Source organism: Sphingopyxis selenitireducens, from assembly GCF_051550705.1.
Lineage (GTDB): Bacteria > Pseudomonadota > Alphaproteobacteria > Sphingomonadales > Sphingomonadaceae > Sphingopyxis.
In genome coordinates this window covers 42,015-57,715 of sequence record NZ_JBPULG010000007.1, presented here as the reverse complement: position 1 = coordinate 57,715, position 15,701 = coordinate 42,015, and the positions used below count along the sequence as shown (strand labels likewise).

At 62.6% G+C, this 15,701-nt stretch carries 13 protein-coding genes and 1 tRNA gene; 7 read left to right on the top strand and 7 right to left on the bottom strand.

Annotated elements, in window-relative coordinates; genetic code table 11:
• Positions 1 to 18: 18 nt before the first annotated feature.
• Positions 19 to 1,581 carry a beta-helix domain-containing protein gene (locus ACSYDV_RS21185; protein WP_438326061.1) on the bottom strand — a complete coding sequence of 521 codons (1,563 nt, stop codon included), beginning with the start codon at positions 1,579 to 1,581 and terminating at the stop codon, positions 19 to 21.
• A gap of 307 nt (positions 1,582 to 1,888) precedes the next feature.
• Between ACSYDV_RS21185 and ACSYDV_RS21180 the strand changes: the two genes are divergently transcribed.
• Positions 1,889 to 1,975, top strand: a tRNA-Leu gene (locus ACSYDV_RS21180).
• Between the two features lie 235 nt (positions 1,976 to 2,210).
• Here the strand turns inward: ACSYDV_RS21180 and ACSYDV_RS21175 are convergent.
• Complete coding sequence (locus ACSYDV_RS21175) at positions 2,211 to 3,410, bottom strand: MFS transporter (RefSeq protein ID WP_438326060.1); 1,200 nt, start codon at positions 3,408 to 3,410, stop codon at positions 2,211 to 2,213.
• Between the two features lie 150 nt (positions 3,411 to 3,560).
• Here ACSYDV_RS21175 and ACSYDV_RS21170 point away from each other — a divergent pair, with 150 nt between their 5' ends.
• Positions 3,561 to 4,448: a LysR family transcriptional regulator gene (locus ACSYDV_RS21170; protein WP_438326059.1), complete on the top strand. Its 888-nt coding sequence runs from the start codon at positions 3,561 to 3,563 to the stop codon at positions 4,446 to 4,448.
• Positions 4,449 to 4,641: 193 nt separating this feature from the next.
• On the opposite strand, the gene ACSYDV_RS21165 is transcribed toward ACSYDV_RS21170, so the two are convergent.
• The 5 genes from ACSYDV_RS21165 to ACSYDV_RS21145 form a co-directional block, all read right to left on the bottom strand.
• A complete protein-coding gene (locus ACSYDV_RS21165) occupies positions 4,642 to 5,436 on the bottom strand; it encodes a sulfite exporter TauE/SafE family protein (protein ID WP_438326204.1) in 795 nt (264 codons plus the stop codon).
• Between the two features lie 104 nt (positions 5,437 to 5,540).
• Entirely contained in the window at positions 5,541 to 6,038 is a 498-nt protein-coding gene (gene pal, locus ACSYDV_RS21160) for a peptidoglycan-associated lipoprotein Pal (RefSeq protein ID WP_438326203.1), read from the bottom strand.
• A gap of 61 nt (positions 6,039 to 6,099) precedes the next feature.
• Positions 6,100 to 6,819, bottom strand: coding sequence for an anti-sigma factor family protein (locus ACSYDV_RS21155; protein WP_438326058.1), 720 nt, complete (start codon positions 6,817 to 6,819; stop codon positions 6,100 to 6,102).
• A complete protein-coding gene (locus tag ACSYDV_RS21150) occupies positions 6,800 to 7,342 on the bottom strand; it encodes a sigma-70 family RNA polymerase sigma factor (protein ID WP_438326056.1) in 543 nt (180 codons plus the stop codon). Before ACSYDV_RS21150 ends, ACSYDV_RS21155 begins: the two co-directional genes overlap by 20 nt.
• A complete protein-coding gene (locus ACSYDV_RS21145; RefSeq protein ID WP_438326054.1) occupies positions 7,339 to 8,574 on the bottom strand; it encodes a glycosyltransferase family 4 protein in 1,236 nt (411 codons plus the stop codon). The genes ACSYDV_RS21150 and ACSYDV_RS21145 overlap by 4 nt, the downstream gene beginning before the upstream one ends.
• Positions 8,575 to 8,891: 317 nt before the next feature.
• On the opposite strand from ACSYDV_RS21145, the gene ACSYDV_RS21140 reads away from it, so the two are divergent.
• The 5 genes from ACSYDV_RS21140 (at position 8,892) to ACSYDV_RS21120 (ending at position 15,648) form a co-directional block, all read left to right on the top strand.
• Positions 8,892 to 9,407, top strand: coding sequence for an RNA polymerase sigma factor (locus tag ACSYDV_RS21140; protein WP_438326052.1), 516 nt, complete (start codon positions 8,892 to 8,894; stop codon positions 9,405 to 9,407).
• A gap of 103 nt (positions 9,408 to 9,510) precedes the next feature.
• Positions 9,511 to 10,518: a FecR domain-containing protein gene (locus ACSYDV_RS21135; RefSeq protein ID WP_438326050.1), complete on the top strand. Its 1,008-nt coding sequence runs from the start codon at positions 9,511 to 9,513 to the stop codon at positions 10,516 to 10,518.
• Positions 10,519 to 10,634: 116 nt separating this feature from the next.
• Positions 10,635 to 14,225: a TonB-dependent receptor domain-containing protein gene (locus ACSYDV_RS21130; RefSeq protein WP_438326048.1), complete on the top strand. Its 3,591-nt coding sequence runs from the start codon at positions 10,635 to 10,637 to the stop codon at positions 14,223 to 14,225.
• A 34-nt stretch (positions 14,226 to 14,259) separates the two neighbouring features.
• Complete coding sequence (locus ACSYDV_RS21125; protein ID WP_438326046.1) at positions 14,260 to 14,865, top strand: biliverdin-producing heme oxygenase; 606 nt, start codon at positions 14,260 to 14,262, stop codon at positions 14,863 to 14,865.
• Positions 14,866 to 14,976: 111 nt separating this feature from the next.
• On the top strand, positions 14,977 to 15,648 hold the full coding sequence (locus ACSYDV_RS21120; RefSeq protein ID WP_438326045.1) for a TonB family protein: 672 nt from the start codon (positions 14,977 to 14,979) through the stop codon (positions 15,646 to 15,648).
• Positions 15,649 to 15,701: the final 53 nt, after the last annotated feature.

Sequence of the window (15,701 nt, the reverse complement as noted above, 5' to 3'; positions counted from 1 at the left end):
CGATTGGTTACTGAACGGTCAGGTCGTCGGCAGCGCGTTGCAGCTGCCGCTGGTCGAGCCGAACGATGCGGTCGCCGAATTGCAGGTCCAGCCCTGATACCAGGTGTCGCTGGCGTCGCGGACGGCACCGACATAGGCGGTGGTGTCGAAGAAGGCGTTCAGCAGTTTCGCATTATAGGGCGTCAGCGCGGTCTCAGTCGCCCCGTTGACGAACAGGTTCGTCAGGCTGGGGGTGTAGGCTGCGCTGTTGTTGGTGCCACCGCCGAAGATCGCCTGAACTTCGGCAGCGCTCACGCCGCCGGAGCCGACGAACGGCGTCGGACCGCACTGCATCGAGACCGAGAAGAATTTCGGCGGTCCCTGCTCGTCGGTGCCTGCGGTCTGCGTCGTCGTCGTGCTGTTGAGGCGCAGACAGCCGATGCCGGGCGATACGACAAGACCATTGGCCATCGTATAGTCGGCGCCGCCGCGGATCAGCATCGCCGCGGTGTTGCCCGCCGCCGTGTTGCGCTGGATGAAGGTGAAGTTCGAAAGCTGGACGAACTGGCGCGGAGCGGCATTTTCATTGCCGTTCGAATCGACCTCAAGGATCGAATCGCCAACCGTGCCGCCGGCGCGCTGCACGGCGATCAGATACTGGATGTTGCCCTTGTAACCCACGTCGGTGTCGAGGCTGTCGTCCTCAGCGCCGGTGATCACCAGATGCTTCATATTCACGCGGCCGCCGAACACTTCGATGCCGTCATCTGAGCTGTTGTGGATCTGGATATGGTCGAGCTGGGTGCCCGTGCCGGTGCCCGACGGGGTCAGGCCCTGCAATTCCTTGTCCGGCGCCAAGGTGAAGCCCGAGTAGCGAATCTGGACATAGGACATACGGCCCGAACTGTCGGCGACCTGCGCGCCGCCGTACATCGCGCCCGTGGCGCCTTCGGTCTCGCGCTGACAATCGACGGTGCCTTCAACGGCGCCCGATGCGGCGCAGTCGGTGACCGGCGCGCGGCCGAGCAGGACGACGCCGCCCCACAGCTGCGAGGTCTGATCATCGGCCGTACCGACGACATTGCCGCGGCCAGTGAAGATGATCGGCTGGGTCGCGGTGCCGACAGCGTTGATCTGGTTGCCGCGATTGACCGCAAGCCACGACACGCCGGTCGCGCCGAAGATGGTGACGCCGGGGTCGATCGTCAGCGTGGCAACGGTGTTCGTGCTCGCTGCACCCTGATCGGTGCCGACATCGACGCGGCCGCCAAGCGAATAGATGACGCCCGGAACCTTGGCGATTGCCGTCGACGAGTTAAAGCGTGCCGGGAATTCGCAGTTGCGCCACGTTCCCTGCGGGCCGCTGATGGTGCCGCGGTCGGTGAGTTTGTCGCCGCCAGCAATGTCTGGGCAGTTCGCCGCCGGGGTGACAACACCCGGGGTCGGGGTCGGAGTGGGGGTGGGAGTCGGCGTGGGGGTCGGCGTCGGGATGACAATGACGCCTTCCCCCGGCGATGCGACGCCGTCGGCGCCACAGGCCGCAAGGATGGAACAGGCCACGCCGCTGAGCATGACCAAACGAATGCGTGCGAAAGCCGCCATGAAATTCTCCGTTCCCGGTGTGCGCCCCCGAGGCGCTGCTGAAATACCACCGGCGAACGAGAGAGGATCATCGTCACCTCGCCCCCGGTGAGGACGCCACTAGGGTGATTCGATGACGGTCTGACGCCAGAGCCATGACAGTTGAGTGACTCTTTGGAGTCGATTTGGTGACAGCCCATCCCGCCGCGGGCTGCGTCTTTCCCTCGATAAAAAAGAAAAGCGGCGAAGCTCGCTTGCATCGCCCGAAAAGCTTTGCTAGGCGCCCGCTCCTACCTGGTGCCGGACCCGATCCGGACCATCATGATGTGCGGTCGTGGCGGAACTGGTAGACGCGCAACGTTGAGGTCGTTGTGGCCGAAAGGCCGTGGAAGTTCGAGTCTTCTCGACCGCACCATCATCGCCAGAATATGGCGTATTTTCAATTATTTAGGTGTATTCAAGCTATTACCAGCCCACCTTAATGATTGCCTATCGGCGTTGGTCTTCCGGACTTCGGCTTGATGCAAGGACCACATCCCATTTAAATTGCTGCTATTTGGCTGAGCTTGTGAAACGACAAGACCGCAATTGGCCGATTGCGGTCAGGCAGCTTGGTGAATAATTTCCAGATGCAGACGGTTGGCGCCGTATCATCCACGCTCAGCAACCGGGAAGCCGTGCGCGCGCGCAGCCCAAGCAACAAAGAGTGTCGCCGCGAGCAGGGCGAGCAACGTAAACGGGAAGGCACCGGCTCCCGCAGTTTCCAGCAGCAGTCCACCGACTATGCCGCCGCCAGCGATAGCAAGGTTCCAAGTGGTAACGAGCATCGATTGCGCAACGTCAGCCGCCGCGCCAGCCGCCTTGGCAGACGCGGTCTGGAACAGTGTCGCGGCGCCGCCGAAGGCCAATCCCCAGATGGCAATCGCCGTGTAGATTACCGCCGGTACTTTGCCAGCTATACCGAGGCTCAGCGCTGCCAGACCAAATAATAGGACGCTGACAAGGACCAGTTCACGCAGCCAGCGATCGATCAAGGCACCGACTATCCAGATACTGAATAGCGATGCCACGCCGAACACCAGCAAAACGACGTCGACCCTGTCCGTAAGGCCCGCCCGCGCGAGAAAAGGCGCGATATAGGTGTAGAGAATATTGTGCGCGAACACATAAGTGAAAATGACAAACAACACCGGACGAATTCCGGGCAAAGTGAACACCGTCTTGAGTGAGAATTCCTGCCCGTGAGTCTGCCCTGGAAAATCGGGTACCTTTTTCATGACCCAGAACACCAGAATGACTGTCAGGCCGCTCATCAAGCCAAAGGTCCAGCGCCAGCCGAACATTGTACCAAGCAGTGTGCCTGCAGGAATTCCGAGAGAAAGGGCAAGCGGTGCGCCGACCATGGCAACGGCAATTGCACGGCCCTGCAGATGTTCGGGCACCATCCGCGCGGCGTATCCCGCCGCCAAAGCCCAAAGCAGCCCCGCGCTTACCCCGGCGAAGAAACGCGCCACCAGCGTAACAACATAGCTATCGGAGATAGACGTCACCGTGTTGACCACGGCGAAACCGCCAATGGCGATTAACAGCAGGGTGCGTCGCCGCCAATTCTGGGTCGCAATCGTCAGGGGAATAGCTGCGACGAGCGAGCCGATAGCGTAGATCGTGACGAGTTGACCGATTAACGCCTCGGATTTTCCAAGGCTCTTCGCCATCTGCGGGAGCAGCCCCGAAGGCAGGATTTCGGTCAGAAGCGTAATGAAAGCTGCCATGGCAATTGCCAGCAAACCGCCGAACGGCAGTTTGTCGCCGGTCGAACCGCGGACAGATGTGATCGTCGTGGATGTCATGGGCTCAACGCTTTCCAGAAATTAGGGAAAATTCGCGACGACATCACCGCCCCCGCTTGCACGTTGGAAATAGACAGCTCGTAACGAGCGAAAAATGGGCGTTAGTGCAAAACACTTTGGACTATTTGTCGGGCAATGTTAGATTTCACCATGGACAGCCTGGGGGCACTTCACGCATTTGTGCAGGCGGCTGATGCCGGGGGTTTTACGGAAGCCGGTCGAAAGCTTGGCCTGTCGGCGTCAGCGATCAGCAAAGCCGTCGCGCGGCTTGAAGACCGGCTTGGTGCTCGCCTGTTCCATCGCTCGACGCGCAGCATCACGCTGACGCCCGAGGGTTCGATGTTTCTCGAGCGGTGTCGGCGCATAATTTGCGAATATGAAGCTGCCGAACTGGAGCTGGCGCAGGTCCAGTCGGTCCCACAAGGCCGACTACGCATCAGCTTGCCTTCGATGAACATGGTGTCGATCCCGAAGCTCGCCGCTTTTAAGCGGCTTTATCCGCTCATCGAGCTGGAACTCGATGCCACCGACAGAGTCGTGGACGTCATCGCCGAAGGCTTCGATGCGGTGATACGTACCGGCGAACATAGTGATTCGCGCCTCATGACCCGCACTCTCGGCCATTTTCGCCGGGCGATTGTCGGATCGCCCGACTATTTCCGCCTGATGGGTATTCCGCAAACACCCGAGGACCTGGCCGACCATGCGTGCCTCGTCTACCGCTACGCCTCAACGGGGAAGCTCGATCAATGGCCGTTGACCAGAAAAGGCCATCCGGTCCAGATTGATATGCCGATCAGCGTCGTGACAAATGCGCTCGAAGCGCAGATCGGATTGGCGGAGAACGGCCTTGGCATTTCCTGCGTCCCTGACGTGTCTGTCACCGGACAGCTCAAACGGGGCCTACTCGTGCGTGTCCTCGACAGCTATATGGAAACTCAGACCAAGCTCAGCGTGATGTGGCCCACGAGCAGACATGCATCTCCTAAACTGCGCGCCTTCGTCGACTTCGCGGCGCATGATCTTTTTCCACATTGACGCCGACGAAGAAGCAGCCGGCTACAACTGAGAACGGGCGCCGGCTTAACAGGGGACCGTGCCGGCAGGAATCGCGAAGCTCATTGCCTCTGTGCCACTTCAACTCTCCGATAATATCAAACATAAGAATGAGATGAACAGTGTGTGGATGATCCCGCGCTTCGCTATTCGCAGCGGGTTCGACAATCGATCGTCAGCTGGTGAGCAGCTTCAGACCCGAGAACAGCAGTACGGCGGCAAGCGCCGGGCGCAGGAGATGGTCGGGCGCGCGACTGGACAGCAAGCTACCGACGATCACGCCGGGGATCGAGCCCATGAGCAGGCTGATGAGAAGCACGGGATCAACATCGCCATAAAGCCAGTGCCCCGACCCCGCGACCAGCGCCAGCGGGACGGCGTGCACGATGTCGGTGCCGACGATCCGCGACACCGGCAGCGTCGGATAGAGCATCAGCAGCGCGGTTACACCGATCGCCCCTGCCCCAACCGACGAGATGGAGACTGCGGCGCCGATGAAGGCCCCGAGCAGCACCGTCGGCAGGAGCGCACGCCGGTCGCGACGTCCCCCGCCCCGCCGTGCAAGCCGCATGAGCCGCTTCTGAAAAAGCGCCGCAAAGGCCGTCAAAATGAGCATGAAACCCAGAAAGACGATGATTACATGCTCGGCCTTCGCGCCGATCTCTCCCAACCCTTGCAGCGCCGCCACTGACAAGAGAGCAGCAGGAATAGACCCTGCGGCGAGGCGTCGGAAAATGCGCCAGTCGATGGTGTCGCGCCACCCGTGCACGGTGCTGCCCACCGTCTTGGTGATCGCGGCAAAGAGCAGGTCGGTCCCGACCGCCGTCTTCGCATTGACCCCGAACACCAGCACCAGCAGCGGCGTCATCAGCGACCCGCCGCCGACACCCGTCAGCCCCACCATCACCCCGACGAGCAGGCCTGCGGCGACATGCATCCCGTCGAAATGGCCGAGCAAATCCTGGAACATTATATCCACCTCGCTCGCGCCATGTCGTCAGCGGCCATTCCACACGAAGATTGGCGATCGGCCAAAGACCGACGGGCGTCGCAGACGCTCGCCGGCTACACCTTTTACGGGCGTTCGATGACCACGGTTACGGCGCGGCGGTTTTTCGCATAAGCCGCCTCGTCCGATCCCATCGCCGCCGGGCGCTCCTTACCATAGCTGATGACGGAGATGCGGCCGGGATCGACGCCGAGCGTCGCGAGATAATTTTTTGCCGAGTTCGCGCGGCGCTCACCAAGCCCGATATTATAATCGCGTGTACCGCGCTCGTCGGCATGGCCTTCGAGGGTCACGCGGACACCGGGATTGCGCGCCAGCCAGCCAGCTTGGCTTTGCAGCACGGCCATATCCTCAGCATCGACATTATACTGGTCAAAGTCGAAGTAGATGCGATCGGCGGAGACATTGGCGACGAAATCCCGCTGAGACCCAGGAATGACGCGATGGCTGTCTTCGGGGCCGCAGCAGGTCGGCGGCGGCGGCAAATCCTTCGGCGCCTTCTTCGCGCAGCCGCCGACAATCAGCATTGCGGCCACGGCACCTGCCAACATTGCATTTTTCATCATATTTTTCCCCCTTATGGTGAAGAACCCGCCCCCGGCGGCTCCGTAAAAATTCAATTGGTCAGGACCGTGTCCGCGCCAGCGTTTCGGCGCGGGCGTCGATCGCCGCAGTGCCGCTATCGCCGACCAGCGCGTAGGACATGTCGCCGCGACGCCAATAGGCGACCGAATGCTCGCCGTCGCGAACCGCGTCGGGCTGCTCGGGCGCCCCTTCGCGCCCGCGCTTGGCAAACAGCGACAGATGATCGCCCTCCTGCGTCCTCAGCGCCATGACCAGCGCCGGCCCCCGCTCGGTCGGGAACAGCTGGACGTCGGTCACCTTCCAGTCGGCCGGAACCTGCGGGAGCGAAATTCGCGTCGTGCGCCGGATTTCGCGCGCATCGAACTTCGGCGCTTCGAGCTGCGAGGCCATATCGGCGCGCATCCCCGCGACCATATGCGATGTCAGCGCGTCTTCGACATAGCCGGGTGGCCCCTGGAATATCACCAGCAGCGCCGCCGCGATCCCGGTTGCTGACAGGCCCGCAGCCGGCGCCCAACGCCGCCAGCGTAAGCCCGCCGCGGGCGTCCCGCTCTGCATGGCTTCGCGCAACCGCACGGGCAGCGGTTCACTTTTGCCCGCAAGCAGTTGCAGCGCGCTCCGCTTACCAAGATCGCCCATCACGCGCGCAGCGAGATCGGGATTCTGGCGCAGATAATCCTCGACGGCGAACCTCCCCTCGGTATCGAGCTGCCCGTCAACATAGGCGTCGATCTCCTGATCAATCGGTGCGACTGCCATCCCGTCCTCCCACGATACGCAGCGCCGGTTCGGCTTGCTGCTCGTCCTGTTGCCTCAGTGCCGCGCGCGCCCGCGCTATTCGCGACATGATCGTTCCTACTGGCACGCCGAGCACATCGGCGCATTCCTGATAACTCAGACCCTCAATCGCCGTCAGGTGCAGCACGGCGCGATGATGTTCGGACAGCGCGGCAAAACTCCGCGCGATTTCGCCAAGCCGCGCATGATGTTCCTGCGAGGCGTCCGAATGCGCGACCTGCGTCTCGGCAAAGCGGTCGTTGCGTCGGGCCTCGGCGGCCTCGCGCCGTGTTCCCGAAATGAAGACATTGTGGACGATCGCAAGCAGCCAGCGACGCCGGTCGCGCCCCTCCTGATAGGTTGTCTGACGCTCGATCGCACGAACCAGCGCATCCTGCACCACGTCGTCGGCATCATCGCGATCGCGCGTCAGCGACCGCGCGTAGCGCTGCATCGCCACCACGTCGGCGGCAAAGCCGCTGGATTTTCCCCAACGGATCTTCATGCCGCGCATTGTCGGTCAGGCGCCGCATAATGCAAGGTTTCATCGCGCCCGGCGAGCCGCTCATAGACGCGAACCACATCGGCCAGAATCGCATCCCAGCGATAGTGGTCCGCGGCCTCTGCCGCAGTCTTTCCCAGCAGGTAGCGGCGCGCGGGCTGTTCGATCAGCGACGCCGCGGCGGCGGCATAAGCCCCGGGGTCGCGCGGCGACACGAGCAGGCCCGTGCGGCCATGCTCGATGAGCGCCGAAGCGCTGTCGACATCGGCCGACACGACTGCGAGCCCCGATGCCATGGCCTCCAGATTGACGTTTCCGAATGCCTCGGTGACGCTGGGATTGATCAGGATATCGGCGCTTGCGATGGCTTCACCAAGCGCCGCACCGTCGAGGAATCCAAGAAAGGTGACATTGGGAAGCCGCCGCGCGAGCCAGTCGCGAGCGGGCCCCTCGCCCACGACCACAGGGCGAACCATATGTCCCCGTTCGCGTACCCGGGCGATCGTCTCGGCAAAGACACCAAGCCCCTTTTCGAGGACGAGACGGCCGAAGAAGAGCGGAACCATATCGTCCGGCGCATAGCCCAGATGCTGCCGGAAAGCCTGACTGCGCCGCGCCGGCCCGAACATCGCAGAGTCGATCCCGCGCGACCATATCGACACCTTGCTGGCCCCGAATTGCGCGGCAAGATCGTCCCGGATCGGGGGGGTCGGCGCGAGGATATGGTCGGCATCGCCGTAAAAGCGCGCAAGATAGCGATCGACCGGACCGCGCAGCAGGCCGAGACGATAATAGTCGAGATAGGTCTCGAAACGCGTGTGGAGGCTCGCCACCACAGGGATACCCGCAGCGCGCGCATAATTCTGCGCCTGCCGACCGAGGATGTCGGGGGCCGACAGGTGAACGATATCGGGCGCGAACGCTTCCAGATCGTCGCACGCGGCGCGGGTAAATCCCAGTGCGAGCCTGTATTCGGGGCGTCCCGGAATGCAGGCGGACCGGACCGGGAAGATATCGCCGACCGAAGCAAATGCCTTTTGTGGTGCGACGGGTGAATAGACACGCACCTCGGCTCCCGCCTGTTCGAGCAGATAGGCGACGAGACGGTTGAGCGCGCGGTTCGCGCCGTCACGGACGCAGTCGTAATTACCGGAAAAAACAGCGACGCGCAGCGGGCTGACCCGCGAACGCAGCGGAGGATTAAAAGAAGAATAGGTGGAAAATGCCTTTGACATGTCGCGCTTACGCTTGCCGCGCGACGATTATTCCCTCGGGCTTGAGGCAGCGCCCCCATTCAATTCTATCTGGTAGAGACCGGTGTGGATCGTGAATACCACGCTGCTGGCCGCCCACGGCTGGCAGGCTTCGCGCAACCGCGCTGGCGTTGGGCTGCTCACGACCTGCCTGGCCGATAGCGTAATGGCGGCTATCGTTAGCGTCAGGAGGAAAGCGGACATACGGCAGAAGTTTTCAAGGCGCTCGACTAAGCCCCTTATGCGCTTTATTGCGAATCGTTCGCGATACCTGCCACCCCAATGGTCTGTCTGTCTTGATGCCCACCAACACCCTTGCCCTGACACGCCTGCTGATCGCAGAACGGCCGTCGCTGCTGCGCCGCATGGTGAGCATCGTCGGAAGCGAGCCGGCGGCGGAGGATGTTGCGCAGGCGCTTTGGCTGAAGATCCAGCGCGTCGAGGACGACCCCCCGATCGTCAACAAGCGTTCCTTCCTGTTTCGCCTCGCATCCAATCTCGCCATTGATCATCTGCGTATGGAGCGGCGAAGAAATACGCTGTTCATCGACGACGGGACGGCCGCCACAATTGCCGCGCAGGAACCCGACGCTGAAACACGGCTGCTCGACATGGAAAAGCTGCGCCTGCTGGACGCCGCGGTCGCGACCATGCCGATGCGATGCCGCCAGGTTTTTATGCTGATCAAGGTCGACGAACGGAGCATCCCGGAAACGGCGGCAGAATTGGGGATCAGCGAAGATATGGTGCGAAAACATATCCGCCATGCGCTCGTCCTGGCCCATGCCGCCGTATATGGCGCGGCGGACGCATGAAAATATTCGCATGCACGACCTCTCATTTGCCGATCGCCATACGTCCTTACATTAGGCGCATAAACCGCCGGAACACCGGCAAGCCACAGGTGGAGAGTCCGGAATGATCAATCCGGCAAGAATGAACATACCCGCCGCTATCCTAGACGAGGCGTCCTACTGGGTGGCCGACATGGAAGGGCGCGCGCTGTCGCCGGCCGAGCAGGCGCGGTTTGACGCTTGGCTGAAAGCCGATCCCCGACACGCACGGGCGCATGAAGAAATGCAGGATATCTGGCGCCACATCGGCGCGCTTCCCGAAAGCCCTGCCGTGCGCGCCAGAAGGCCGCGGCCACAAGGCCGTTGGCGCCGCTTCGCACGGCGGAAATCGGGCAGCACCTCGCCCCGCCGCGTCGAACGCAAGCGGATCGCCGCCGCCACCGTCGCGGCGTGTGCTGCCCTCATCAGCTTCGGCGTGGTCCAAGACTGGCCAACGCGGTGGCAGGCCGATGCCATGACAAGCACGGGCGAAACACGGATCGTGACGCTGCCCGACGGGTCGCGCATCCAACTCGGCACCAACAGCGCCGTCGCCTACGACTATTCCCCCGACCAGCGCGCGATCCGCCTGCTGAAAGGCGAGGCGGTGTTCACAGTCGCGGCCGATACGTATCGCCCTTTTCGGGTCGATGCCGGCGGCGGATCGACAACCGCACTCGGCACCCAATTTCTCGTGCGGCGCGATGATGAAACAACGCGCGTCGTCGTGACAGAGCATAAGGTCGAGGTGCGCGCGAGCGGCGCGAGCGGTCCCGCCCCCATCGTTCACGAGGGGCAGGCCATACGCTATGGCGAGGACGGAGTCGGTACGGTCAGCGCCGTCCGGGCCGATGACGCCATCGCCTGGACCGACGACATGCTGGTTTTTAAGGACCGCCCGCTCGGCGAAGTGGTGTCCGAGATCGGCCGATATCACAAGGGCTATTTGCGCGTCAGCGGCCCGGTACGCGCGCTTCGCGTCAGCGGCGTGTTTCGTATCGATGACCCGGATGCGGCGATCGAGCAGCTGCGCCGTTCGCTCGACCTGCGCGTTACCAGCTATGCCGGTTTGGTAATCACCATCGCACAATAAAAAAAGATCGCGTGTCGACCTCTCATTTCACCCCACCCGAACGTCCTAATTGAAATGGATTCGCATTAGCATTTATTGCGACACCAGCCACGGACCGTTCCAAAGGGGAAGAATAAGTGAACAGGATCAGCACAGGTAAGCGGGCGCGCCGCGCCTCGCGGGGATTCGCGACATCGCTGTTGATGGCATCGACCACCATCAGTACATTGGCGATCGTCGCGGCGCCCGCCGCTGCGCAGGAAGCGCGCCCCTATGCCATCGGCGCCGGGGATCTGACCGATGTCATCAACCAGTTCGCCCGCCAGTCCGGTGTGGCTATCACCTATAATGCGAGCCTGACAGGCGGCATCAGGAGCAATGGGCTAAACGGCCGCTTCGGTGTCCCCGAGGGATTGTCCCGCATCCTGACCGGGACCGGACTGACCTATCGGCCGACCGGATCGGGCGGCTTCACCCTCGAGCCTGCGCCCCGGGCGTCGGCCGATACCGTCCAGCTCGGCACTTTGCGCGTCGAAGGCGCGTCGGGTCAGGGCGGCGGCAGCGCCGGCGACGGCGGCGGCGGCGGGACAGCAGAAACGCCCTATTTCACGGCCGCGCCCACCGCGCATATCTCGGCCGAGACGATCGACCGCTATCGCGGGTCCAGCCCGGCCGACATCCTGCGCGGCACGGCCGGTGTCATGTCCGGTGAAGCTCGCAATTCCGGCAGCTCAATCGACGTGAACATTCGCGGCATGCAAGGCTTCGGCCGTGTCGCGACCACGGTCGATGGCGCCGAAAATTCCGTCACCGTCTATCAGGGCTATCAGGGGGTTTCGAACCGGACTTTCGTCGATCCCGACTTCATCGGCGGGATCGACATCACCAAAGGAGCGGACGCCGCCAATTGGGGCAATGCCGGTTCGGTGGCCATGCGCACCCTCGGGGCCAGCGACGTGGTCGAACCAGGCGAAACATGGGGCATCCGGCTGAAGGGCAGCATCGCGGGGAATACGTCAAAGCCCGTAACCGGAAATCTGGCAGGCTATGGCCTCAATCTCACGACGCTGACGCCTTCCGCAACCGGGCTTGATCGCCCGTCGTTCCTGGACCCGACGGCGGGTTCCGCCAGCATCGTCGGCGGCTTGCGGCTGGAAGGGCTGGACATCGTCGCGGGCTACGCCTGGCGCAAACGTGGAAATTATCATGCCGGAACGAAAGACGGCGACGGCCTGTGGGTCGACCCGGTTCTGGGCACCAACGGCCGCTACAGGAACGAGGGCTATTCCAATTACCGGCCGGGCGAAGAAGTCCTGAACACGCAGTTGGAAACGCAATCCTGGCTGTTCAAGGCAACCGCGCAGTTCGATGAAGAGCATAGTTTGCGCCTCGGATATACGGGATTTCGTAGCGAAGGCGGCGATTTGCTCGCCTCACGGCTGTCAGGCGCCACCGCGCGAGCCTCGCAGGCGCGGCAGACGGCAGGAACCCGGCTCGACACCGCGACAGCGCGTTATCGGTGGAACCCGACCGACAATGACCTGCTCGATCTGACGGCCAACGCCTATTGGACCTATCTTGAGCTGCGCAACCCCATTCGTGGCGGCCGTGGACTGAAGCCGGAAAATCTTAATCTGTCGCCCGATTTCCGGGCCGGATCGAACACGGATATGTGGGGTCTGGATGTCACCAACCTCTCGCGACTGGGCGGTGGCGTCGAGCTGACCTCAGGCATCGCCTATCGGGCAGAGGACACGCGCGGCAGCCGCTACACGGGACCGCTGGAGGCATGGAACGTCCCGCGCGATGCCATCCGCCATGAAGTAGCGGGCTTCGTCAAGGCAAGTTATATGCCGAGCAGCCTTGGCTGGCTGACGCTGAATGCGGGCCTGCGCTATTCCCATTATTGGTCGAAGGATCGCTATGATCCCTATGAAGCATCGCAGGCCAATTTCCGGCCCGTGGGCATCAAGAAGAGTTCGGGCGCGTTCAGCCCGTCGGCAGGCATCGCCGTCGAACCGCTCGATGGCGTGCAACTCTATGTCAATTATTCCAGCATGCTGCGCGCACCCAGCATCTTTGAGTCGGCCAATGCATTCAACAGCGCCTTCGGCCAGGAAGATTTGATCCCCGAACGATCACGGAACTGGGAACTCGGCGCAAACCTGACCGCCGACGGACTGCTGGGCGCCGAGGATGAGGCGCGCCTCAAGCTTGGCTATTTCAACTGGGACGTCAAAAACTACATCTCGCGCGTCACCTCGATCCCATATAATCCCGGACGCATTCTCGAGACGATCAACATTCCGCACGCTCGTTTCGAAGGGCTGGAGTTGTCCGGCCATTACGGCATCGGCGGTTTTTCAGCGGACCTGTCCGCGAATTACTTCCTGAACGTCGAGTTCTGCCGCACCAAGACGACCTGCGAGTCCAAGTCGATCTATAGCGACTATGCGACCAATCATGTGCAGCCGGAATATACGATCAGCCTGTCGCTGGCGCAGAAGCTGTTCGGCGAGCGACTGACCCTCGGCGGCCGCGCCAATCACGTCGGGCCGCGCGCGATCGGTCATGGCGACGTAACCGGACAAGGCGCGTCGCAATATATCTCGCTCGTCCGCTGGAAGCCGCACACTTTGGTCGACGCCTTCGCCGAAGTCCGCGTGATCGATGGTGTCACCGCAGCGGTCCATGCCGAAAATCTGTTCGACATTTTCTATATCGATCCGCTCGGTTTGATCACGCAACCGGGGCCGGGCCGCACGTTCCGCGCCAGCCTGACGGGCACGTTCGGCGGTGGCCGCAAGGGTGGAGGTGGCGCACCGTCCTTCCTGCAAGGCGGTGGCCGCGACGACTGGAGCGGGCTATATGCGGGCCTTCACGCAGGCTATGCGGACGGACATTTCAAGGGCCGCTCGACCGTGTTGGTGCCCGGAACCCTGACGGCGGACAGCATCGCAGCTGCGGAAGGCGCCGACACCGGCTTTGGGAGCGCCGCCATCGGGTTCCAGGCAGGTTATAACTGGCATCTGCCCGGCGGGCTTGTCCTTGGCGTCGAAGCTGATGCCACCAAGATCCGATCGCGCGCGGTGCAGGATGCGCTGACCGACACGAGCCTGATCCAGGTTCAAAACCCCGAGGAATATGTCATTAATGATGCAGTCGGCGTCCAATCGCAGGCGCATCATGACATCGACTGGATGGCGACGCTCCGCGCCCGCGTCGGCTTTGCGCTCGACAAGCATTGGCTAATTTATGGCACGGGCGGCGCGGCGTTGACGGATGAACGCTTGTCGCGCGATCAATATCGCTTCGAATTCGAGGACATCGCGACGACAAAACCGTTTTTCGTCGAAAAAGCGTCGGGCACGCGGCTCGGCTATACGCTTGGTGCCGGCGCGGAATATGCGTTCAACAAGCGCTTTTCGATCAAGCTCGATTATGGTTACAGCCATTTCGGTAACAAAAACTTCCTGTTCAACGGCGCACGGTCTGGCACCGGGGTCGATTGGACGACGCGCCAGGTCATCGGTTATGAGGAAGTGCCGCCATTTTTTGAGCCGGGCCACGAGTTTTGCGCGGTCGCACCATCCCTTTGCGAACCCAGCCAGCAGGAAATCATCCAGCGGACAACGCACACCGGTGCGTCCAACATCACGAACGGCCGCAGGGCATCCAACAGTCTTGATCTCCACATCATCACGATCGGCGTGAATTTCCGGTTCTGATACCCCCGACGCGCGAAAGCCAGGAGACCACAATATGATGGATACTGTCACGATCGACCAAAGCGGCCGATCGTCCCGATCGAAGCGGCTGCGCACCGAAACACATGCGGTGCACGAAAACCTCGATCAGTCGATCATGCGAGCGGCGAGCTTTGCCGATGTCTCGGCGTACGGACGCTTCGTCGAAGTCCAATATCTGTTCCACCGCGAGATCGAGGCGCTCTATTCCGATAGCGGCCTGCGAGCACTGTTACCGCTGGCCGCGCGAAGCCGGCTGGGCCTGATGGCGGCCGACCTCGCGCATTTGGGTCGGAGTATGCCCGAGGCCGAAACGGTGCCTGTATTCGCAGCGGGCCCTGCTGCGGATGTGCCGACCGCACTCGGCTGGCTCTATGTAGCCGAAGGCTCGAACCTCGGGGCAGCGCTGCTCCGCAAGGAAGCTGCGAAGATCGGTCTGTCCGACAGCCATGGCGCGCGGCATCTGGCCTCCACGTCGGAGGGCCCGGCCGCGCACTGGCGCGTCTTTACGGCAGCGCTCGACGCAGTCGATCTGGACGATGCCGAGGAAGAGCGCGTCCTTGCCGGAGCCAGGGCGGCCTTCGCACGGGTGCAGGCGATTGCTGATGTCCGTCTCGGCTGAACGCCTCGCCCCGGAGCAGCGGCCATGAAGCATGATGTCGTTCGTGCGGGGTGTTCAGCCTTGCACGCGCCGACGCCACTCTACAGGTCATCCCGCTATGGCGACCGACCTATGGACTGGACCACGCGCATGGCCGGAATTGGGGGAACAACCGGCGTGTGTCTGGTCATCGCCGTTGTCATGCTTTTCACCTGGCGCATCGCCCAGCCGCAGGTCGCCCCGCCCGCGCCCATGGCCGTAACCCTCCAACCGCTCGCCGCACCGCTCGAGCCGATCCAGGAGGTACCCGAAGGGCCGCAGCAGGTCGAACAGAAGAAGCAGGTCCCGAAGCAGCCCGAGCGTCCCGATCCGCCAGATCCGCTTATCGCCCGCCTGTCGTCGCCGATGTCCCCCTCGCCTCCGCCGGCCGAACCTGCACAGTTGACCGATCCGGTCCCGAAGACGACCGCACCGAAATCGCTGCCCGCGCCGCCCGCGAACCGCGCGTCCAGCGATGCCGAGGCGACGTGGGAGGCGCTGCTCCTCGCCCATCTGGAAAAGCATCGCCGCTATCCGTCTGCGGCCCGCGCACGGCGCGACCAAGGTGTTGCTCATGTCCGATTCACGATGAACCGTCAGGGACAAGTGCTGAGCGTCTCTGTTTTGAGATCCTCCGGCTCGGCGGTCCTCGACCGCGCGGCGCTCGACACGATCCGCCGGGCACAGCCGCTACCCGCTATCCCGAACGGGCGGCCGGATCTCCTGGAATTGACCGTTCCAGTTGAGTTTTTCCTTCGGCAATGATCGTTCATTGCGCTGCAGAACACGGACTCACATTCCCCGTTCAATGGGCGCGC